The sequence below is a fragment of the Pseudomonas simiae genome, assembly GCF_900111895.1.
Lineage (GTDB): Bacteria > Pseudomonadota > Gammaproteobacteria > Pseudomonadales > Pseudomonadaceae > Aquipseudomonas > Aquipseudomonas simiae.
In genome coordinates, this window is sequence record NZ_FOKB01000001.1 from 511,427 (window position 1) to 533,233 (window position 21,807).

10 protein-coding genes are annotated in these 21,807 nt (G+C 59.9%); 7 read left to right on the forward strand and 3 right to left on the reverse strand.

Annotated elements, in window-relative coordinates:
* Positions 1-6: 6 nt before the first annotated feature.
* The 3 genes from pap (at position 7) to BMZ57_RS02310 (ending at position 3,896) form a co-directional block, all read left to right on the forward strand.
* The gene (gene pap, locus BMZ57_RS02300) at positions 7-1,533 is read left to right on the forward strand and encodes a polyphosphate:AMP phosphotransferase (protein WP_010208889.1); all 1,527 of its coding nucleotides are present in this window, start codon (positions 7-9) and stop codon (positions 1,531-1,533) included.
* Positions 1,534-1,624: 91 nt separating this feature from the next.
* On the forward strand, positions 1,625-2,809 hold the full coding sequence (locus BMZ57_RS02305) for a thiolase family protein (RefSeq protein ID WP_010208890.1): 1,185 nt from the start codon (positions 1,625-1,627) through the stop codon (positions 2,807-2,809).
* 130 nt (positions 2,810-2,939) lie between these two features.
* A complete protein-coding gene (locus BMZ57_RS02310) occupies positions 2,940-3,896 on the forward strand; it encodes a DMT family transporter (protein ID WP_010208891.1) in 957 nt (318 codons plus the stop codon).
* On the opposite strand, the gene BMZ57_RS02315 is transcribed toward BMZ57_RS02310, so the two are convergent.
* Positions 3,893-5,275, reverse strand: coding sequence for a class II fumarate hydratase (locus BMZ57_RS02315; protein WP_042571834.1), 1,383 nt, complete (start codon positions 5,273-5,275; stop codon positions 3,893-3,895). The two genes, BMZ57_RS02310 and BMZ57_RS02315, sit on opposite strands and share 4 nt — an antisense overlap.
* 193 nt (positions 5,276-5,468) lie before the next feature.
* On the opposite strand from BMZ57_RS02315, the gene BMZ57_RS02320 reads away from it, so the two are divergent.
* The 4 genes from BMZ57_RS02320 (at position 5,469) to BMZ57_RS02335 (ending at position 12,268) form a co-directional block, all read left to right on the forward strand.
* Positions 5,469-5,990: a DUF2059 domain-containing protein gene (locus tag BMZ57_RS02320; protein ID WP_010208895.1), complete on the forward strand. Its 522-nt coding sequence runs from the start codon at positions 5,469-5,471 to the stop codon at positions 5,988-5,990.
* 12 nt (positions 5,991-6,002) lie between these two features.
* Positions 6,003-6,296, forward strand: a complete 294-nt coding sequence (locus BMZ57_RS02325; protein WP_010208898.1) for a BolA family protein — start codon at positions 6,003-6,005, stop codon at positions 6,294-6,296.
* A gap of 231 nt (positions 6,297-6,527) precedes the next feature.
* Positions 6,528-9,410: an RHS repeat-associated core domain-containing protein gene (locus BMZ57_RS02330; RefSeq protein WP_083266224.1), complete on the forward strand. Its 2,883-nt coding sequence runs from the start codon at positions 6,528-6,530 to the stop codon at positions 9,408-9,410.
* A 125-nt stretch (positions 9,411-9,535) separates the two neighbouring features.
* Entirely contained in the window at positions 9,536-12,268 is a 2,733-nt protein-coding gene (locus BMZ57_RS02335; RefSeq protein WP_254668474.1) for an RHS repeat-associated core domain-containing protein, read from the forward strand.
* Between the two features lie 57 nt (positions 12,269-12,325).
* Here the strand turns inward: BMZ57_RS02335 and BMZ57_RS02340 are convergent, their stop codons facing one another.
* Positions 12,326-16,924 carry a SpvB/TcaC N-terminal domain-containing protein gene (locus tag BMZ57_RS02340; protein ID WP_069672418.1) on the reverse strand — a complete coding sequence of 1,533 codons (4,599 nt, stop codon included), beginning with the start codon at positions 16,922-16,924 and terminating at the stop codon, positions 12,326-12,328.
* On the reverse strand, positions 16,921-21,795 hold the full coding sequence (locus BMZ57_RS02345) for a Tc toxin subunit A-related protein (RefSeq protein ID WP_069672419.1): 4,875 nt from the start codon (positions 21,793-21,795) through the stop codon (positions 16,921-16,923). The genes BMZ57_RS02340 and BMZ57_RS02345 overlap by 4 nt, the downstream gene beginning before the upstream one ends.
* Positions 21,796-21,807 lie beyond the last annotated feature (12 nt).

The following is a 21,807-nucleotide window of genomic DNA, read 5'->3' on the forward strand; positions in this document are numbered from 1 at the left end:
CTGCCCATGTTCGAATCCGCCGAAATCGGTCACGCCATCGACAAAGACACGTATGACGCCGAAGTGCCGGCCTTGCGCGAAGCCCTGCTGGAAGTGCAATACGAACTGCAACAACAGAAGCGCTTCCCGGTGATCGTCCTGATCAACGGCATCGAAGGCGCCGGCAAGGGCGAGACCGTCAAGCTGCTCAATGAATGGATGGACCCGCGCCTGATCGAAGTGCGCACCTTTGACCAGCAGACCGACGAAGAACTGGCCCGTCCGCCCGCCTGGCGCTACTGGCGGCAACTGCCCGCCAAAGGCCGCATGGGGATCTTTTTCGGCAACTGGTACAGCCAGATGCTGCAGGGCCGGGTGCATGGGCAGATCAAGGACGCACGTCTTGACCAGGCCATTGCCGGTGCCGAGCGCCTGGAAAAGATGCTGTGCGATGAAGGCGCGCTGATCTTCAAGTTCTGGTTTCATCTGTCCAAGAAGCAGATGAAGGCGCGGCTCAAGTCCCTGGCCGACGACCCACTGCACAGCTGGCGTATCAGCCCGCTGGACTGGCAGCAGTCCGAGACCTACGACAAATTCGTGCATTTCGGTGAGCGTGTGCTGCGTCGTACCAGCCGCGACTATGCACCGTGGCATGTGATCGAAGGGGTCGACAGCAATTACCGTGGGCTCACCGTGGGCAAGCTGCTGCTGGAGGGCATGCAAAATGCGCTGAAGCTGCCCAAAGGCAAGGCCAGCGGTATGAATCCGGCGCCGTTGATTGCGTCGGTGGACAAGAAGAGTCTGCTGGACAGCCTCGACCTGACGCAACGCCTGGAGAAGGACGATTACGAAGAACAGTTAATCACCGAGCAGGCGCGTTTCTCCGGTCTGATGCGCGACAAGCGCATGCGCAAGCACGCGTTGGTCACGGTGTTCGAAGGCAACGATGCGGCAGGCAAAGGCGGGGCGATCCGTCGGGTAGCGGCGGCGCTGGACCCACGCCAGTACCACATCGTGCCGATTGCCGCGCCCAGTGAAGATGAGCGCGCTCAACCGTATTTGTGGCGGTTCTGGCAGAAGATTCCGGCGCGGGGCATGTTCACCGTGTTCGACCGTTCGTGGTACGGCCGTGTGCTGGTGGAGCGTATCGAGGGCTTCTGCACCCCGACGGACTGGATGCGCGCTTATGGCGAGATCAACGACTTTGAAGAACAACTGCGCGACGCGGGTGTGATTGTGGTCAAGTTCTGGCTGGCCATCGACAAGGCCACCCAGCTGGAACGCTTCCAGGCCCGCGAGGAAATCCCGTTCAAGCGCTTCAAGATCACCGAGGATGACTGGCGCAACCGTGACAAGTGGGACGACTACCGTGCCGCCGTGGGCGATATGGTCGACCGTACCAGCACCGAAATCGCGCCCTGGACGTTGGTGGAAGCCAACGACAAGCGCTGGGCGCGGGTCAAGGTGCTGCGCACGATCAACCAGGCGCTGGAAGAGGCGTTCGAGAAATCCGACAAGCACGACAAGAAAGTCAAGAAAGGCAAGAAGAAGTAGGCCTATCCACAGGGTGAATGATCGTCGCGGTTGACGGGAGCTGGATCTATCCTCGATCCATCTCCCAACCCTCACAAGATCGAGGTAGCCCATGCGTGAAGTAGTGATCGTCGACAGCGTACGAACCGGCCTGGCCAAATCCTTTCGTGGCAAGTTCAACCAGACCCGCCCGGATGACATGGCGGCCCATTGCGTCAACGCGCTGCTCACCCGTAACGGTATCGACCCGGCCACCGTGGAAGATTGCATCGTCGGCGCCGGCTCCAACGAAGGCGCCCAGGGCTACAACATCGGGCGCAACGTGGCGGTGTTGTCGCAACTGGGCACCGGCACGGCGGGCATGACCCTCAACCGCTTCTGCTCGTCGGGCTTGCAGGCGATTGCCATCGCGGCCAACCAGATCGCGTCGGGCTGCAGCGATATCATCGTCGCCGGTGGCGTCGAGTCCATCAGCCTCACCCTGAAAAGCGTCAACACCGACAACCTGATCAACCCGCTGCTGAAAGAGCAGGTGCCGGGCCTCTATTTCCCCATGGGCCAGACTGCCGAGATTGTTGCGCGGCGCTATAGCGTCAGCCGCGAAGAACAGGACATGTATGCGCTGCAAAGCCAGCAACGTACGGCCCAGGCTCAGGCTGATGGTTTGTTCGACGATGAAATCGTACCGATGGCGGTCAAGTACAAGGTCGAAGACAAGAACACCGGAGAAGCGCAGGTGCTCGATGGCGTAGTCGACCGCGATGATTGCAACCGGCCGGACACCACGCTGGCCAGCTTGCAGGGCTTGAAGCCGGTGTTCGCCGAAGACGGTTCGGTGACGGCGGGTAACTCGTCGCAATTGTCCGACGGCGCTTCGATGACCTTGGTGATGAGCCTGGAAAAAGCACTGGCACTGGGGCTCAAGCCGAAGGCGTTTTTCCGTGGGTTCACGGTGGCCGGTTGTGAACCGGACGAGATGGGTATCGGCCCGGTGTTCTCGGTGCCCAAGCTGCTCAAGGCCAAAGGCTTGCAGGTGGCGGACATCGACCTGTGGGAACTCAACGAAGCATTCGCCTCCCAGTGCCTGTATGCGCGTAATCGCCTGGAAATCGACAATGCCAAGTACAACGTCAACGGCGGCTCGATTTCCATCGGGCACCCGTTCGGCATGACCGGGTCGCGGCAGGTGGGGCACCTGGTGCGTGAGTTGCAACGGCGTAATCTGCGTTACGGCATCGTCACCATGTGCGTGGGCGGGGGCATGGGCGCCACTGGCTTGTTCGAAGCGGTGCGCTAGTTTCAATTGGCTAAATGAGGTCAATGTGGGAGGGGGCACGCCCCCTCCCATATTTTGAAATGCGGCGTAGCCCAATCCTTTCGCTTGCCCCTAGAATGCGGCTCCACTTCCTCTGGCTTCTGGGGCACTCATGCACATCTCTTCCGGCCGCTGGGTCTACGGTTTTCTGCTGACCCTGCTGACCGCGCTGCTCTGGGGCATTCTGCCGATCAAACTCAAGCAGGTGCTGCAAGTGATGGACCCGATCACCGTCACCTGGTTTCGCCTGATCGTGGCCGGCAGTTGCCTGTTCGTCTACCTGGCGCTGACCAAGCGCTTGCCCAGACGCAGCGTGTTGGGCCCCAAGGGCGGATGGCTGGTAGGGATGGCGGTGTGTGGGCTGGTGGGCAACTACGTGTTGTACCTGGTGGGTCTGAAAAGGCTCAGCCCTGGTACGGCGCAACTGGTGGTGCAGATGGGGCCGATCTTCTTGATGATCGCCAGTGTGTTTGTGTTCAAGGAGCGCTTCAGTCGCGGGCAGGTACTCGGGCTGTTTGTGTTGATCGCAGGCTTCGGCCTGTTCTTCAATCAGCGCCTGGAAGAGTTGCTGACGTCCCTTGGCGCCTATACCGCCGGCGTGCTGACCATCCTGCTCGCCACGTCTATTTGGGTGTTCTACGCCCTGGGCCAGAAGCAGTTGCTGACGGTATGGAATTCGCTGCAAGTGATGATGGTGATCTACCTCACCTGCGCCTTGTTGCTCACGCCTTGGGCGCATCCACTGGAGGCCTTGGACCTGAGCCCACTGCAAGCCTGGCTGTTGCTGGCGTGCTGCATGAATACCCTGGTGGCCTACGGTGCCTTTGCCGAAGCGCTGGCCCACTGGGAAGCGTCGCGGGTCAGCGCGACCTTGGCGCTCACACCTCTGGTGACCTTTGTGGCAGTCGCCCTGGCGGCGTGGCTGTGGCCGGCGTATGTGCAGGCTGAAGAAATCAACGCCCTGGGTTATGCCGGGGCATTGGTGGTGGTGCTGGGCTCGGCGACCGTGGCGCTGGCGCCGTCGTTGCTCGCCGGGCTCAAGGCCCGGCGGTTACGCGTGGCGCCCTAGGCACCCAGCATATCTTCCGGACGAACCCACTGGTCGAATTCCGCATCGGTGAGGTAGCCCAGGTCCAGCGCGGCCTTCCTTAGGGTCAGGCCTTCGGCGTAAGCCTTCTTGGCGATTTCTGCCGACTTGTCGTAGCCGATGTGCGGGTTGAGCGCGGTTACCAGCATCAGACCGCGTTCCAGGTGCTCGGCCATTTGCAGGGGGTCGGGCTCAAGCCCGGCCACACAGTGTTCCTGGAAGTTGTTGCAGCCGTCGGCCAGCAGGCGGATGGATTCCAGCAGGTTGTGGATAATCACCGGCTTGTACACGTTCAACTGCAAATGCCCCTGGCTGGCGGCAATGCCGATGGTCACGTCATTGCCCAGCACTTGGCAGGCCAGCATCGACAGCGCTTCGCACTGAGTCGGGTTGACCTTGCCCGGCATGATCGAACTGCCCGGCTCGTTGGCCGGCAACTTCACCTCGGCCAAGCCGGTGCGCGGGCCGGAGCCCAGCAGGCGCAGGTCGTTGGCGATTTTCATCAGGGCCACGGCCAGGGTTTTCAGCGCGCCGTGCAAGGTCACCAGCGGTTCATGACCGGAGAGGGCGGCGAATTTGTTCGGCGCCGTGACGAACGGCAAGCCCGACAGCGCCGCCAGCTCGGAGGCAATCGCCTCGCCAAAGCCATGGGGCGCATTGAGCCCGGTGCCGACGGCCGTGCCGCCCTGGGCCAGTTCGCAGACGGCGGGGAGGGCGGCGCGAATGGCGCGTTCGGCGTAATCGAGCTGGGCGATGAAGGCCGAGAGCTCCTGGCCGAAGGTAATCGGCGTGGCATCCATCATATGCGTGCGGCCGGTCTTCACCAGCTTCATGTGCTTGGCGGCCTGCTCGGCCAGACCACCGGAAAGCGTGGCGATAGCCGGTAACAAACGCTGATGCACAGCCTGGACGGCTGCGATGCTCATCGCTGTGGGAAAGCAGTCATTGGAACTCTGGGAACGGTTGACGTGATCATTGGGGTGCACCGGGCTCTTGCCACCGCGCTGGTTGCCCGCCAGTTCGTTGGCGCGGCCGGCGATCACTTCGTTGGCGTTCATGTTGCTCTGGGTGCCGCTGCCGGTCTGCCAGACCACCAGGGGGAATTGGTCGTCATGTTGCCCGGCGAGTACTTCGTCGGCGGCCTGTTCGATCAGGCGGGCGATGTCGGCGGGCAAGTCGCCATTACGGTCGTTGACCCGTGCCGCCGCTTTCTTGACCAGGGCCAGGGCGTGCAGTACCGCGAGGGGCATGCGCTGTTCGCCGATGGCGAAGTTCACCAGTGAACGTTGGGTCTGGGCGCCCCAGTAAGCGTCATCCGGGACATGGACTTCTCCCAGGCTGTCGGTTTCGATACGGCTCATCGGGCACACTCCTTCAGGTCTGTTTGCGCAGTTTAGGCCTTGATCGACCGGTGGGGTTCCCTAAAAGACGTTTCATCGGGTTCATCCCCCGAGAATCCTTGTCCTACGAGGCCTGGGGTTGAGCCCTAAGGTTTTTTAGGCGCAGAATGGGCGCCCTTGGGGTCTTACCTCGCCTGCTAGAAAAGGAAACTCGATGACTCGTCTTCGTGCCATCTGTACCGCGGTTGCTCTGGTTTGCGCCAGCGGCCAGGTTTTTGCCGATACCGCCAGCCACAACGCCAGTGCCGAAGCCTTCCTTACCCTGGCCCACGCTGACAAGCTGGGTACCCCGGTGTACATGCAAGTGCAGCAAATGTTCGCCCAGCGTTTCGAACAGACCAAGGCGCCTGCCGCCAAGCAGTCCGTACTGGACAGCTACCAGGCCAAGGCCAACGCTGCCCTGGACCAGGCTATCGGCTGGCCAAAACTGAAACCGGACATGGTCAAGCTCTACACCACCAACTTCAGCGAATCCGAACTCAAGGACCTGGTTGCTTTCTACCAGTCGCCGTTGGGCAAGAAAGTCCTGGAAAAAATGCCGCAACTGACCCAGCAATCGGCCCAGATGACCCAGGCCAAGCTGGAAAGCGCCGTGCCGGTGGTGAACAAGCTGCTGGAAGACATGACCAACGAACTGGCACCGGCGAAGAAACCCGCCGCCCCTGCCAAGAAGTAAGTGGAGCCGGCAATGACCATGCAACAGCGTATCGAAACGGCACTTGCCGCACTGGGCCCGAATCACTTGAGCGTGCTGGATGAAAGCCATATGCACAGCCGTGGGTTGCAGACCCACTTCAAGGCTGTGCTGGTGAGCCAGCAGTTCGATGGGCTCAACCGCGTCAAGCGCCACCAGAAGGTCTACGCCACCCTGGGTGACCTGATGAGCGAGTTTCATGCGCTGGCGCTGCATACCTACACGCCTGAAGAATGGGCGAAAATCGACGCAGCCCCGGCCTCGCCGACCTGCGCCGGCGGGCATTGAGGTTGTCTGCAGGTTTCAACCGGCGATGACCGGTTGATGCCTGCATACCCTGATACCTCCTTTCTCCAAGACATGATCCTTAGGCTTTTCTGACCATTGTGTCATTGGGGTCAGGAAATCATGCCTATTTCACTTCACCGAAACACTCCCTCACTTACGGCATTCGACCCACGTGGATTGATTGTTCGTAACGTCGAGTATCACCGCTCAAGCGCACAGTCTGAACCGCAAGTGCGCATTCATCGTCAGGTGTTTGACAGTTCCGGCTTGATGATCGAGCAGTGGGATCCGCGTCTGTTGCAATTGTCGCACTCAGAGGCTGGCACCCGGGCCAATCAACGCACGGTCTACAGCCTTGGCGGGAATGCATTGCGCATCGACAGCGTGGATGCCGGCTGGCGGCTCACGTTACCGGGTGAGGCCGGGCAGTTATTGGAAGAGTGGGATGGGCGGGGCGCTCATCAGGCGCATCACTACGATCAATACGTGCGGCCTATCGCCGTTTTCGAGCAAGCGGCCAATGACGAGCAACCGCTGTGTGTCGAGCGTATTGCCTATGCTTCACACTCGCTTGAGGAAGCCGCACACAATCGCTGTGGCCGGGTGATTCGGCATGATGACGGCGGTGGTTCGTTGTTCCACGAGTTGTATGGTCTGCACGGAGAAGTTGTCCGGCAAACTCGACGCTTCCGGCAGGCGACTGCGGCGCTGGATTGGCCGCTGGACGATGCACAACGCGACGCACGCCTGGAGCCTGAGCATTTCCAGGCCTCAACGGGTTTCAGCGCGCTGGGTGAGCGCTTGCATCATACGGATGCCAAGGGCAATCGCCTTGAGTATGCCTATGGCATTGACGGCCAACCGGCGAGCATCGTTGTGTTGCCCACGGGCGGCGTGCGCACGCCGTTGATGGGCCAGCGTCGCTACAATGCGGCGGGCCAAGTGATCAGTGAGCGCGCGGGGAATGGCGTTGTGCGTACCCTGCTTTACCGTGAAACCGATGGTCGCTTGCGGCAGATGAGTGCCCGTGTGCAAGGGGCGGCGAGCACGGCGCTGCAAGACCTGACCTACGATTATGATTGCGTCGGCAACATTGTGCGGATCGACGACCTTGCCCAGCCGACACAATGGTCGAGCAACACCCGGATCAGTTCGGCCTGCGTCTATGAGTACGACACATTATCGCAATTGACCAAGGCCAGCGGGCGCGAAACCGCTGGCAACCAGGGGGGACCCGCGTTACCCGCAAGGCTGGAGTTCGGCTCGACTGACGACAGCGTCTGGCGTCGCTACACCCAACAGTTCAGCTATGACGCGGCCGGCAATTTGCTTGAGTTGCAGCATGTGCCCAGCAGTGGCACGGGTTTCACGCGCCGGATGAGCGTGGCCGCCACCAGTAATCATTTCATGCCGCAGGCCGACGGCAGTGCCGTGTCGGGGTGGGGGCAGGACTTTGACCGGAACGGCAATCTGCAAGCGTTTGAGGGCCATCATGGGATGGGCTGGGATGTGCGCAATCAACTGGTGCGCATCACCCAGGTGCAGCGCGAGGGAGGAAACGACGATGAGGAGCGCTATGCGTACGACGCAACCGGTCGACGCATCCTCAAGCGCCGGGTAACCCACGCCAAGGGCGTGTCGCATACGGCGCAGGTGCGCTACTTGCCAGGGTTGGAGATTCGCCATGACAGTGCAACGGGTGAGCAACTGAATGTACTCAACCTCGATGTCGGTACCCTTACCGTCCGGCTACTGTTCTGGGATCGTCACCCTTCGGGGAGCAGCCAGGATGTGCAGATCCGTTATGGCTTGTCCGACCACTTGGGCAGCAGCACGATGGAACTGGGTGAGCAGGCACAGCTGCTCAGCCAGGAAAGCTATTATCCCTACGGTGGTACCGCGTGGTGGGCGGCGAAAAGCGCCAGCGAGGCGAGCTATAAATTCATCCGTTATTCGGGCAAGGAGCGCGATGCCAGTGGGCTGTCCTACTACGGCTTCAGGTATTACGCGCCGTGGTTGTGTCGCTGGATCAGCCCGGACCCGACCGGCGATGCCGATGGCTTGAATTTGTACGCCATGGTCGGCGGCAACCCCGTTACCAAGGTCGATGAGCAGGGGCTGACGGCGACACCGGCTTTGGAGCAGCCCCGGCAGACACAACTGCGCAGGCTTTCTATCAGTCGCAGGCTCGCGCATATGGCGCGTATTGCTCGACCCAGGATGCAGGCGGGCGCATCGGCTGCGATTCGCGATGGTTTATCCACCTATATTGCCAATGCTATTTCGACAGGTGTCGATCTGGCGGTCTTCAGCAACATCCAGCCCACCGCCCAACGCAACCAAATCTTGCGCCTTACCGTCGCGGTGCTGGATGCCGTCTCCACGGCACATATGAGCACCGGTGTCGCGGGTAACTGGACGCGATTTGCGCCACAGATCGGCGCTCTTTTTGCGGGTGCTGCGGGTGTGGGGTATACCGTTTATGGCGATTCGATAGGTGATCAAGCCGAGCACAGCTGGGACCCGGTGGCAGTCCGGCGGTTGGGCGGGCATGTACGCGCACTCTCCAGGGAACTCGTGCAGCAGGTCCTTCGTGGGCACGGTACCGGCGTCTCCTGGGGCAGCACGCCCCTGCGCGGCAGGGTCACGCGCACCGCCGGAGCAACGGCGGCCTATGGCCTCGCAACGGTGGCCAACGCGGTATACGGCGGGGAAGTGCCTGCGTTGATGCTGCCCAATGTCACACCCGCAATAGAGGCCTACGATGCAGCGATGGGAACGATGATTCGTGGCGGTCACCCGACGGCCACCCATGACTCCCATGGTCAAACCCTGCAGCTGCCGGACCCTGTCGCGACGGCGCACGGAGGGCTGAGCAGAATGTTCAATCAGGTGTGGACGCATTGGGCTGCGTCCGGTGTCGAGGCATTGGCCGTTGCGCTGACGGGCTCGCCGGTGGCCTCCCAGGGCCGGGTGACTCGCAACATTGTGATGGTGGCCCGCGGGATGATTTCTGCGCTGACCGAATGGCGTGGCTTTTTCGTACAGTTTGCCAGGCGCGGGTATTCGACCTTGGAGGCGGGCTGGCGCCGAGGCCCGCGGCCTACAAAGTAGGAGGATGAATGGGCCGCCGCAGCGGCTCATTCATATATCGACACACTACATTGCGCTCAGTACCACGTGTGCGTGTGAGCTATCTCTAGGCTTGGCTGATCGTCTGCTATTCAGGTTGTTACGCCATGTCTCATCTCCTGCACCAACATACGCCCACGCTATCGGCCATTGATCCTCGTGGTTTGGCGGTCCGCAGCGTGGCCTATCATCGTGACACCTCCCAGGACCTGCCCCGCGCACGTATTGAGCGCCGGGTGTTTGGCAGCCAAGGGAGGTTGCTGGAACAATGGGACCCACGGCTGCACGCGCTGAGTGAGTCGGCATCGGCCAGCGTCCGCCCCAATCAGCGCCAGTATTACAGCCTCTCGGGGCAATTGCTGTGTACCGACAGTGTGGACGCCGGCTGGCAGATGTCACTGTTGGGCGGGGGCGGTCAAGTGCTGGAACGCTGGGACGCCCGAGGCTCTCACCAGTGTTATGAGTACGATACCCAGGTGCGCCCCTTGGCCATCTTCGAACAAGCGGCGGATCAGCCGGCGCGGCGTTGTGTCGAGCGCCTGACCTATGCGGCAGCCGCGCCCGCCGAGAGGGCTGGCAACCGTTGTGGTCGACTGATTCGTCATGCGGACCCGGCCGGTGTTTTGTGGATGGGTGGGTACGGGATCGGTGGGAGCGTCATCAAGCAGACTCGACGGTTTCGCATGGATACTCCGACAGTTGACTGGCCGCCGAGCGATGAAACTCAAGCCGAACAGCTAGAGCCCAACGCCCATACCACGACCTGGCGCTACGATGCCTTGGGGGCGCTGTTGGAGCAGATCGACGCCAAGGGCAATCGTCGGCACCAGCGCTATGGGCAACAAGGCTGGCTGCTGGAGGTTGCGCTGACCCTGCGCGGGGGCACGCGCCAAGTGTTGATGAACCAGCGTGTGTACAACGCCAGCGGTCTGGTGGAGTCCGAACGGATGGGCAATGACGTCACCAAGAGGGCGAAATACGCCGCCGAAGATAATCGTTTGTTGCAGCTGACGGTGTATCGCAAGGGCGAGGCCGCCAAGCCTCTACAGGACCTTGTGTACGAGTACGATCCGGTAGGTAACATCCTCAGCCTCAGCGACCAGGCCCAGCCGACTAAATGGCAAAGCAATGCTCGTGTTGATGCGGTCAGTCGTTACCAGTACGACAGTTTGTACCAGTTAACCCAGGCCAGCGGTCGGGAAAATGCCGGCAACAGAGGTGGTCAGGCAACTGCGGAGCGGGTGACGTTCGGTGCAACCGCTCCCGGACTCTGGCGCAATTACACCCAGCATTACACCTACGATGAGAGTGGCAACTTGACACGTCTCCGCCATGTGCCGAGCAGTGGAGCAGGTTATACCCGGGACATGAATGTAGCAGTGGGCAGCAATCGCGCCTTGTCGGTCACTGACGGAGCGCCGCAACCATGGGCAACGATGTTTGATGCCAGCGGCAACCAACAAATATTGGGCAGCGGCCAGCAGTTAGGCTGGAACGTACGTAATCAACTCACCCACGCGACGCAGGTGCGGCGCGCGCAGGGTGATCCTGATGTGGAACGTTACCTCTACGATGGCCAAGGCCAGCGGGCAGCCAAGATCAGAAGCCAGCAGGTCGCTGGGAAACCCCATACACATATCACGTGTTACTTGCCGGGTTTGCACCTGCATGGACAACCTGGCAAGCGCTTGAGCGTGCTGGAGATTGATACGGGCGGCGGCCGGGCCACGGTGTTGCAGCGGGAGGCCGGTGGCCCCAGTGATATGAGTGAAGAACAGCTTCAGTTCAGTATCCTTGATCACCTCAATAGCCATTTACTGGAGCTGGACGGGCAAGCGCAGTTGTTGAGCCAGGAACATTATTATCCTTATGGCGCAACGGCGTGGTGGGCTACCAACGGTACGCAGAGGGCTACCTATCAGGTTCGCCGTTACGCGGGTAAGGAGCGCGACGCAACAGGGCTGTATTACTACGGATCGCGGTATTACGCGCCGTGGTTGCAACGATGGATCAGCCCGGACCCTTTGGGTGATGTGGACGGTCTGAATCTGTACGCCATGACGTTGGGCAACCCCCTGCGATTCACGGATGCCGATGGCACGCAAGCGTCGTTTGGCGAACAATTTCAACCCAGTCGAGGCGACATCATTTTCGGTAAGGGCAGTACCGTGACAAGCTACCGCAGCTTTTGGTCAAAGCTGACGGCACGTGGGGACGCAATGGTCACCTATTTCGGGGCTGAAGAGATGGGCGCGGCGATGGCAAGGTTGAAAAAAGAACTCATCCCTATGTACGTTGAGTACGGGAAGGGCAGGCTCACCGACGATGAGTTTGAACAACAGCTCCAGGTGCATGGCGCACCGATCGCGCAGCAGTTCTATGACGCCATTAAGTCGAAGTATGCGGGCTGTACGTCGACCGCCGCCAACCGAGCGTTCGCGAAGAAATTCGTGAGTGACTATTCTTCTGGTACCTATTCGTTCGAGAAAACCCTTTTAGACCATGGCATGAGCTTGCGTACGTTCGAGGGCAAGCTGGTCAGTCGCGCCAGTAAGTCAGCGTTGAAAACGCTGACGGACCCTCAGAGTATTCGCCATGTGCATTTTGCGCTTGATCATCTGGATATGGCCAACGTGATCAATAAGACCGAGACCTCTTTCGCGGGTTCGGAGCTGCGCTGGCTTTATCGACATCGATCGCGCGTGCCAGGCCATGTGACGTTCTATCATCAGAAACAACAGGTTGACGCCCCTTGGCGGTCCGACCCTTCCCTCTGGCGTCGCTACAAACCGGTCAGCTCACTATCCCGCTCCAGGGGTTCAATACGGGCGACGCACTGACTGAACGGTTCAGCGTGGCCGCCTTGCAATGGTGAGGTGGCCACGCTGGCCCAGGCTTTACTGTTCAGTCAATGGGGTTACCTGGAGTACTCCCTCCGTGTCGTTTTCATCCTCGTTGACGGTGTACCAGGCCCAATAGGTGGTGCGCCGCATGAATCCTCCTGCGGTCAGTGTCTGTGTCGGGCGTCCGAGGGGGTCATAGAACTGTCGGTCGCAGTGGCCCAGTTCGCGCATGGATTGATCGTTGACGTAGGCGTGCTTGTCGGCGAAGTAGGGGCGGTAGACGCGAATGACCAGGCCCTTGTTGTTGTATTCGACACGCTCACTGACGCGCCAGCGGGGGTCGGCTTGCACTTGGCGCAGCTGTTTTTTCAAGGTGCCGGGTGCCTTATCGGGTACCTCATCGACCAGCAGGTTGCCCTTGTCGTCGACCGCATTGGCCAGGCCTGACTCAGTCTTTTGCTTGGTCTGCAAGGTACGACCAAAACCATCCCAACAGGTCAAGGTCATGCGGATCTGTTGGGCGGCATCGTCCGGGTAGCGGTCGGCCTGCAACATGAGCCCATGCACCGGGGTCCGACGGGCGTTGTCGATCAACGCCTTGAGTTGTTTGTCGCTGTCGCTGAGCCCCTGGCGACCGCTACCCTGGCGCGCTCGTGCGCCCAGACGTGCCCTCGCGCCCGCGCGGATATGCCCGCTGGGGAGCAGGTAGGCTTTGGCGACCCACTCTGGCTTGACCAGGGCCAAGTCGACCGCGCCCATCCAACTGAATGGGGCGTAGCAGTGTAGGCGGGCCATGCTCTGCAACACGCTTTGCGCGTGTTCTATGGCAAACCCGGGCGTTACATCCTTGAGCGGGCGGTAGCGCTCCAAGGCGTCGAAACCCACGTTGAGGCTTTGCTCGCGACCGCGAAAAGTGTTGACGAGCATTTGCCCGAAACCGTCATACAGCGCTTCTTGAATATTGCCATTGGGGTCGACAATTTTTGTCGGCAGCAGCAATCGATAGTCGTATTCGGCTTTGGTCACACAACCGTCGGGCATTTTTACACGCACAGTTTGCAACATGTAGGGGTCATGGTTGAGCGTTGTTTCACCATGGGCCTCGGTGGCCCGCAGCGCCCTTATCCGATAAAACTGGGTGGCCTTGCCATAGCGGGGAAAGTGCCGGCGAATCGACCACAGGCGATTTTCCTTGGGCGGCACCTCGCCGGGGAAGAGAAAAAACAGCTCCATGGGGTGATAGCCGCTGTCGCTGAGCTTTTGCACCAGGTCCACCGCAGGTTGGTTGGGCATCGCCGGTATGTCCTTGTAGACATTTAGGGCCTGGTCATCCAGCTCTGCGCTTTCCTGGTAATCGGTCAAGGCCTGGACAGTGGCGACGCCCGGCTCCAGGGTTTTACCGAGGCCACCGGCTTGCCGATAGCGTTGCACCGACAGGCTGCTCAGCTCACGCTTGGCACCTGCGGCCAATGGCCCGTCGAGGTTGTCGATGAACGCCTCATAGGCGATACGCTTGAGGTCTAACCCGCCAGCCGCTGGGGCCTTGCCCAGCACCAGGGCGTTGTGTCGTTGGCGGTAGGGCAAGGCCAGGCGCCAGTGCGGTGCGTCGTCCAAATGAATGTGCTGTGCCAGCGTTTCGCTCAGGTAATAGAACTGTTGCGCGCTGTCATGGGTATCGTGCCACCAGCGCTTGTGATGCTCGTCGACCAACACGGTGGGCGGTGAGCTGTCAGCGTTTGTACGGCGGGCATAGTGCAGGGTGACGCCGTGCACCAGGTAACCATAGGCATCCCAGCGCAGGTTGATCTGGTGCTGGCACACGGGATCATCTTCCACCCCTTCATATTGATAGCTGATCGACTCCAGGGCTAATGGCAGTAGCCGGGCGTAGGGTGTATGGGCGCTGTTCGGCGCCAGTTCACGGATCAGATAACGCTGTTGCGTGACGGTATAGGGCACTGCGTCTTGCGCCGGGTCCGCCGCTGTCACCTCTACCCGTAGCACGCTGCCGCTGAGTGCGCGCGCCACTTCGCGTGCCAGCGACGGCGCAGGATCGCTGATCAAGTCGTCGTGATGATCCAGCGGCTGCGCCCCGGACGTCGCCTTGTATCGGCTGACCAGCGTGCGTCCCATGGCCTTGGCCTGTGGGTCGTGAGTGCTATGGCCGAGGGTGGGCATGTCGATGGATTGCCCGGTATGAAACCAGGTTTTGGTGCGCACGGGTGCGCTGAAACCCTGGAGGTGTTGTGTGTCTGTGCTGCTTTCGGTGTCGGTTTGCAGCACAAGCCCGAAGCCACGAAATTCGCGGTCCGTGCGGTCGTAATACGCCTGGCGATAGCGCCAGCGTTGGGTCAGTTGGTTGCCGGTAATTTCGTCTCGCTGGGTGTGTTGGCTGACCAGCAGCAGCGCAAAGGGTAATTGGCAGAGAGCAGGCTGGCCGTCGGCGGGGCGCTCACGTTTTTCATCCAGCCATTCCTGGGCACTGCTGCGATACTTGATCGAGGCCTGAGCCCCCATGTTGTTGTCGGTGTGCAGGAGCAGCCAGGGCTTTCGGGTAAAAAAGTCGTAGCGCCAGTGCATGGGGGTCTGGTGGGCGGCGGTCAGGATCAGGCTAGGGCAGCCCAGGCCGGTCACGTCGACGACGTTGACCTGACAGTGGTCGTCATACCGCACGCCCTCGGGCCATGGGATTTTGATCGGCTGTACCTCGAAGCCGTTGCCGCCTTTATTGAGGAAAATACTCAGGTGGTCGGCGCTCAAATACAGCAAGTCCGTAGCGCCACCTCCATTCAGGTCGACCAGCAGTACATGGGTTGCCTTGAACATTTCATAACGGAACGGCAGCGTGGCCAACACAAACCCTTGGGCAAAACGTCCTCGACCCAGGTTTGGCCAACATTTCACTTCGTTATGACGTATACGCACCAGATGCTGCTGGCCCGTGGCAAGCACATCGCTGAAGGCAACCAGTTCGTTGGGCGAGGCAGAAATGATCGGCAGGGTATCGTCGAGCCTATGAGACACCTCAATGGCGGGTTCAAAGCCTTTTTTTTGGCGATTGGCATACAGGCGCACGCTACGGGGGCCGATCATGGCAATGTCGGGATGTCCCGTCCCCATCAAGTCGGCGAGTACTCCCTGGGGATGGAAAAACTCCGACGGGAACGCATCGAACGGCGTGAAGGTTGACCAGTTGCGCTGTTCGTCCAGGCTGAAAAAGCCGCTCATTCCCGGGTGGGCAACCAGCCAGTCCAGGCGGCCATCGCCGTCCACATCCGCCAGCGCCTGGTGAATGGGCCGGGCGCTGTCGGCGACCGGTACCCGCGCCAATTCCCGGGCCTCGCCGTAAATCACCTCGTCGCCGGTTTTCGTATGCTGCGGCCGGAGGGGTTCACGGTAGTACCAACTCTTGTCAGCGCGATACAACACACCCGGTAGGCCTTCGCCATACAGATCGACCAGTTGATAACGATCGCTGTCATGCAGACCGCGCAGCGAACTGAAGGGCTGATAGCCGCTCTTGTCCACCTTGAGCTGGCTCGATTGGTAAAAACACTCCAGCGGCGGGCGGCTCACGCTATTGCCCGCGCTGTCGAACGCCTGCTCATGCACTCCCATCAACAGGCTGACATGGCTGGGTGCGCGGTATTCCAGCAGCAGACGGTTGACCAGCACCGGGTCGGCGCCCATTTGCGCTTCCTTGGGGAAGTGGTGAAACATCAGCATCTGGTTGCAACAGCGCAGGGTGCGTAACTCGAAGCCGAACGAAAAATCCGAGCAGGGGTCGGGTCGTGCCGGCCATTCCCGCGTGGCCTGGTACGTCGGCCGCTTATCCAGTTCAAGGTCACGTTCGCCATAGTCAAAGAGCAACTGAAAGTGCCAACCCATGTCCGGCTTATCGTCGGTCTGCCAGAGGTAGAGCTGTTCCTGCTCCTTGGCGGTGAAGTTGCCGTAGCAGACGCGCTCCAGGTAATGCTGGGCTCGACAGTCCCTCGGGTAGCGTGAGGGGTCGGTTTCTTGTTTGTAGTGATAATAAATGTGCTCGCCGTGGGCATTCAGGCTTTCCTGCAACAACCATTGCGCCACGTGGTGTGGGCGGTCCGGATCGGCAATCCGGGCCAATGGGGTCTTCCCGTAAAAGTGCTGACTACCATCGGCACTTTGTATCAACCAGAAGCCTGCTGGATCGGTTGCACTATGCCAGTGCTCGATACGGTCGAAGCGGCTCTCGAGCCTGGGAAAGTACCGCGTGACCGTGTAGGCGATGGTCAGTGGAAAATCATTGAACGCGGTCTGGCGACGGCTGACGATTGCCCCTTCGGCGTCGCGCTCGGGTAGCCATATTTGCGCGTCGAGGCCCACTATTACGTCGTGCTCCGTGTAGGCCGGCACGCCATGGGAAGTACGCCGGCTGACGGCAGGCAGGGGCACGCTCCAACCCAATCCGAAGGGACCGTTACCGGCGCCGCTGTGGTAGGTCAGCGACAGGGCTGGCGCATAGCTGCGTGCGGGAGAAACCGGCAAGGGAATCTCAAAGGTGGCCATGCCGCTGGCGCCGACATCGCCCCAGCCTTTGCCGGTGCCTTGAATGGCACCGCCGCCTTTGGGCAGGGCCGGGGTATTGACCTGCAGGTTGAGTGTATCGTCGTTCATGCCCGGCTCCCGTTGGCAGCCGGCACCCTGGCGGTGTAGCGCAGGTGAATGACAATGTCGTTGATTGATTCAAGGACGGCTTTTTGCCGGGCAGGATTGGGGAACTCCAGGATCCAGTTGGAGATGACCCCGGTGTATTCAAATGGCAGGTAACGTGGATCGTTGTCGAAGCTGAGGGTAAACAGGCCGTTATCATCCAGCCCGCGTGACAAGGCGATTTGCTGGTGTGCCCTGAAGTCGTTTTTGGTGATGCCATCAGGCATCTGAATTTTATTACTGGTTTGGGTCAATGTCGCCTTGATGTCTTCATAAGGCCCCAGCGTGGCGGGAAGTGAGACGCTGACGTGCTTGATCCGCCGCAGGGTGTGTCCAGGATAGTCCTCATCCAGTAACGCTTGGGTCAGGGAAAAACCAATCGTGCCGCCGCTTACCAGCCCCGCCTTATGCTCGGTCCAGGTTTTGGCGGCTTGAGACGCCTGCCCTTTGGTTACGACCGAGCACTCGATCAAGCGATGGCGCAGTGACACGGTTTTGCTGATTTCCAGCTCCCGTGGCGTGTGCTGCAGGTATGCAGTGTTCATTTTTACCAGGTTCAGTTTCAAGTTTTCAGCACTCAACAGTCCTCGGGAGGCGTGGTGCCAGGCTTCACCTTGAAAGAACTGCCGGCTTTCGGCGGTCTCATACTGCCAGCAGGCTTCAGCGGCCAGGCACAGGGAGTGGACGCTGTCATACAGTGCGTAATAGAACGTGCTCAGTTGCGCAGTGAGCCATTGATAAAGCTGTGCCCCTGTAAAGCGCATGCCGAGGAGTTCGTAGGCTGACTTGGCCTGGGCCAATGCGCTGTGGGCGCTGCGCAGTTGCAGGCGAGTGGCTTTTTCCTGCTCGGCATGCACCAGCAGCAGGGCGTCGATCTGGGCCAATTCCAGGCGGGCCTGTTGTTCGGCGTGGGCCCATTCCTGGGCACGACGATTGAATTGCTCGGTGCGTTCCAGCTCGTTACCGTTGGCGCGGGCGGTGTTGGCCTCGCCCTGGGCGAAGGCCTGGTAGGCTTGGAACGCGCCCTCAAAACGCATCCCCCCGAACGACGTACCGAAGATATTGGGCGCGAGCATGGCGGCACCGGCGCCCATGCCGGCAATCGCGACTTTTCTCTCCCAGGCGGCGCTCTCCAGATAGTGTTGGCCGGCCGACATTTCACCGGTGCTGATGCCTTCGCTGAGCTGGTGCGCCAGGAAGTCCAGTCGCCCGTGGACGATTGCGCGGCTGCGACGTAGTGCGTCTTTGTTTTTTTCGTCGATGGCCAGGGCCTGGGTTTGCTGGGTCAACACCAGCTCGGCGAGTTGCCAGGCGTTCTGTTGCTGCACCTCAAGGTAGTGCGCCTGTTCCTTGCGCTCGATCAGCGTGAGTAGCGTGGTGCCGAACTGCGCCAGGCTGTCGACTGCGCTCAAGGCATGCCCCTGCATGACCTGGAACCGGTAGTGACCCACTTCAGGCCGGACCGGTGATAGGGCACTGGCGCCACCCGTGGCGCTCTGTGCGTTTCGCGTCAGCAGGGCCGCGGGGGGCAAGGGGGTCGCAAAGAGGGTTTGGCGCAACGGCTTGCCGGCAATGTCCAGATGATGGCGCAGCCCATGCAGGCGACTTTCCAATGTGTCCCAGCGTGTGACCAGTTGCGTGTTCAACGGGCGGTAGAAGTAGGGGCTGTCCGTGAGCCAGGTACGTTGCCCGGTGGTTTCACATTGCCGGGACAGTAGCGCGGTGTATTCGGGCTGTTGTTCCAACTGGCGTACTGCCGGAGAGTCCGCTTGCGCCAGTGTGCGCAATGTGCGCGAGGTCCAGGCATCGGCACGTGTGATTGTCGGGCGCAGGCCGAGCAGGTTCTGCGCCTGGATGTACCAGAGTTTGGCTTCGGCCAGGCTGTCGGGGCTTACCTGGCGATAGGCCGCATCGCCCCGGTTGATCAGAATATCCACATTGAGGAGGTACAACGCCTTGCGAAGGTAGGTCGGAAAACTGAGAGCCAGGTAATGCGGGCTCTGGGGGTGTTGGCAGGCGTAGCTCAGCTCAACGGTTTTGCTGAGCAACACACTCAGCGCCCCGGCGTCTGTTCGGCGAGGGTCGAACAAGTAGTGCAACCAGGTTTCAGCCTGAGCGTATTGCTGCTGCTGGTTGAAGCAATGTGCGAGGGTCCAAGGCAAATAGATGAACAGCTCCCGCAAACTTTTGCCGTGCGCACCCTGGAAGTCCAGGGGCACGCGTGAGGCGTCAGCCGTCAATGCCGGTTCCGTCCAATCCTCAGGGGACCGTAAAAATAAGGGGTCGAAGCTGAGCAAGGCAGTCTGGATCAATTGACTCGCAACGCTGGTATTGAGTCGGATTGCCGGGATCTTCCGGACGAAGCTTGTGGAAAAATCAATGGATTCGACCGTCTCTCCGGTTGTTTGCTGCTGGCGCATGATGCGGGGGGAATGGGCAGGCTCGTCGACGGTAAGGGATGTGTCGAGGGTGCATTTGACAGCCTTGAGCGCATAGCCGAGGACTTTCACCTCGTTCTCTTGACTCTCCAGTGTGATGACGCCATGGATCACCGTGATGGCTGATGCGGTTTGCTCATCGGGTAACGTTATCCGTGTACTCGCCAGATGCCCGGTTGCTAATTCTGGGAACGCGCCCGCCAGGCTTTCGTGTTCGACGTCCGTAAAGTTAAGGATTCGGGCGGTGTTGTTATTGATGGCTTGCGGGGTGGGTACGTCTTCCAGTTTGGACTGCATGATGACGTGCTTGTAAAAACGCACCTTGGGCATGGAAGTGTTGACGGACTCAAGCCTCAGGTCATTCATGAAGTGCAGTTTTTTGTTGGCGGCCTCATCACCTGGCAGGGCGTAGCCGCTGTAGCGGTCGAGTATCGCCAGGAAGGGATCCTGATGATGGGTATATAAGTGGAGGAATGCATTTTTGTTGAGAAACTTCCCGGCCAGGGAGTATTCAGTGACGGGCTTAACTTGATTTTGTTGTCCCGGTCTCATGTCCGGCATCGTGTTCATCTGCCCCACAAGGTTCAACAATATGGAGTTTTTGTCATAGATGGCGTTGGAAAAGCTTTTTCCGGTCCTGGGGTTTTTAAAGAACATCGAGTGGTAGGTGGCGCTTCCGACGGGGTGTATCGCGCAGTCGATCCTGATGTTCGAGCCGCTCATGAGTTCAACTTCGAATGAGGTCGGGTCATGCAACGCAGATTTGGTGACCAGGGTAATGCTGAACGCGGAGTACTGGGATGCAAGGGTGATGCTGTAAGTCTGCAGAAAGGGCTGAATGGTTTTCGAGGTGAAGACGAACTCTTTGGTGACCGGATCAAAGCTTGTGGTGGCGGTATCGGCAGCCTCTATATCCTTGCTTCTGAATTCAAAGTCCCACGTCTTCTGGTGTTCGGTCTCGAGTGCTTGAGCCGCTAAGGTTACGGTTCTTTTGTCCTGCTCCAGCGCTACGCGTGTCTTGAACTGTAAGTTGTCCTTGTTTATATCGAAAAACAGGCGGAAGTATTGGTGGGCAAACGGAGGGAGTAACACGCTGGAAAATACGTTGCCCGGGTCGGCGCCACCCAACAACGCGGTCTGCAGTGGCGTGTTCTTTGTAGCCTCATAGGCTTCCAGCAACCTGATGGTTTCCTGAGCGACGTCTGAGCCCGGCACGATCTTGTATCGGCCAGGGCTGCCCGCAGAAGCGACGATTTTTATACCCAGTGACTGATCGACGCTGATGGCCTGGAAAAAATCGCCCATTTGGTCGCTGCCATGATTCAGGGTGTTGGCCCTTATTCCCAGGAACAGGGTGTGAGGGGCGCGGCTATCAACCACGGCAACGGTCTGCGTGATGCTGATAAGTTGCGCCGACGTGAGTGCGTTGATGCCCCGCGTAACGCAGTGCTCTTCCAGGCCTGTGTGCGGAAGGCTCCAGGTGCCATCCAGTTTTTTATAGGAAAAACACAGGCGAAACTTCACGAACCGGCTGTTCAGCCACTCAGTCTGGCGTTGTTTTTCGTCGTCGCCGTTGTCCTCGTAGTCGCCATTGCCGTTTCCCTGTGCCTTGAAGGATTGGTAGGGCGCAGGCTTGATGCTCTCGGCCCAAACAATAAACAGCCGATGATTGAACAGGACCGGGCGAATACTGTGATCGGGTGTATCGGCGGAAAACGTCAGGTTGACGGCTTCCCAGTCTGTCCAGGCCAGGGGCGCAGGCGCGTCAGGCTTGCCGGTGGAGCGTTTGGACAGGTCCAGTGAACGCCAATAATAGAGGTTGTCGGTGGCGGACTTGCCGACGAAGTAATAGGTGCTGGTATCCAACTGCGCGACATTGCCGTCAATGTAGCCATTGAGCGTATGAATACTGGCGATCCCTTCGAACCGTGACAAATAGCCTTGTATGGCGTTCTGCACAGTGTTGGGTTGAATTCGATGTTGGTTGAGGTCGTTTTCCAGTTGCTGGAAGCTCTCGCTCTTGTCCTCACGCAGTGTGGGGTCGAGAAAGTTATGCGGGTGATAGCGCAGTTGCTGGCTGGCGCTCCACAGGGGGTAGGTGTGCAGGGACTTCTGCCAGGCCAGGCTCTCGTGGGGCGACATGCCCTGGGTCTCATAACCCGGTTCGAGGCCCGAGTGAATCCGGTTGATGTAGTGCTGCAGGCTGGTGATCGCACTGGCGACCGGGCTGGTCGGTACCGCCTGGCTGATCTGAACGTCCAATAGCCAGTAGTCGTACAGGTCGTTGGGGGTGCGCAGCGAGTCTTTAAGCTCGGTGTCGATGCAATGGGCCAGATAGTAGGCGAGCATGGCATCACGCCAGGCTTCACTGAGGTGCTGGTCGAGGGTCTCAGACATGATCATTCCTTG

Bases quoted from the DNA above. Each gene is read 5' to 3' on its own strand.
- pap (WP_010208889.1), top strand. From the start codon at position 7: ATGTTCGAATCCGCCGAAATCGGTCACGCCATCGACAAAGACACGTAT.
- BMZ57_RS02305 (WP_010208890.1), top strand. From the start codon at position 1,625: ATGCGTGAAGTAGTGATCGTCGACAGCGTACGAACCGGCCTGGCCAAA.
- BMZ57_RS02310 (WP_010208891.1), top strand. From the start codon at position 2,940: ATGCACATCTCTTCCGGCCGCTGGGTCTACGGTTTTCTGCTGACCCTG.
- BMZ57_RS02315 (WP_042571834.1), bottom strand. From the start codon at position 5,275: ATGAGCCGTATCGAAACCGACAGCCTGGGAGAAGTCCATGTCCCGGAT.
- BMZ57_RS02320 (WP_010208895.1), top strand. From the start codon at position 5,469: ATGACTCGTCTTCGTGCCATCTGTACCGCGGTTGCTCTGGTTTGCGCC.
- BMZ57_RS02325 (WP_010208898.1), top strand. From the start codon at position 6,003: ATGACCATGCAACAGCGTATCGAAACGGCACTTGCCGCACTGGGCCCG.
- BMZ57_RS02335 (WP_254668474.1), top strand. From the start codon at position 9,536: ATGTCTCATCTCCTGCACCAACATACGCCCACGCTATCGGCCATTGAT.
- BMZ57_RS02340 (WP_069672418.1), bottom strand. From the start codon at position 16,924: ATGAACGACGATACACTCAACCTGCAGGTCAATACCCCGGCCCTGCCC.
- BMZ57_RS02345 (WP_069672419.1), bottom strand. From the start codon at position 21,795: ATGTCTGAGACCCTCGACCAGCACCTCAGTGAAGCCTGGCGTGATGCC.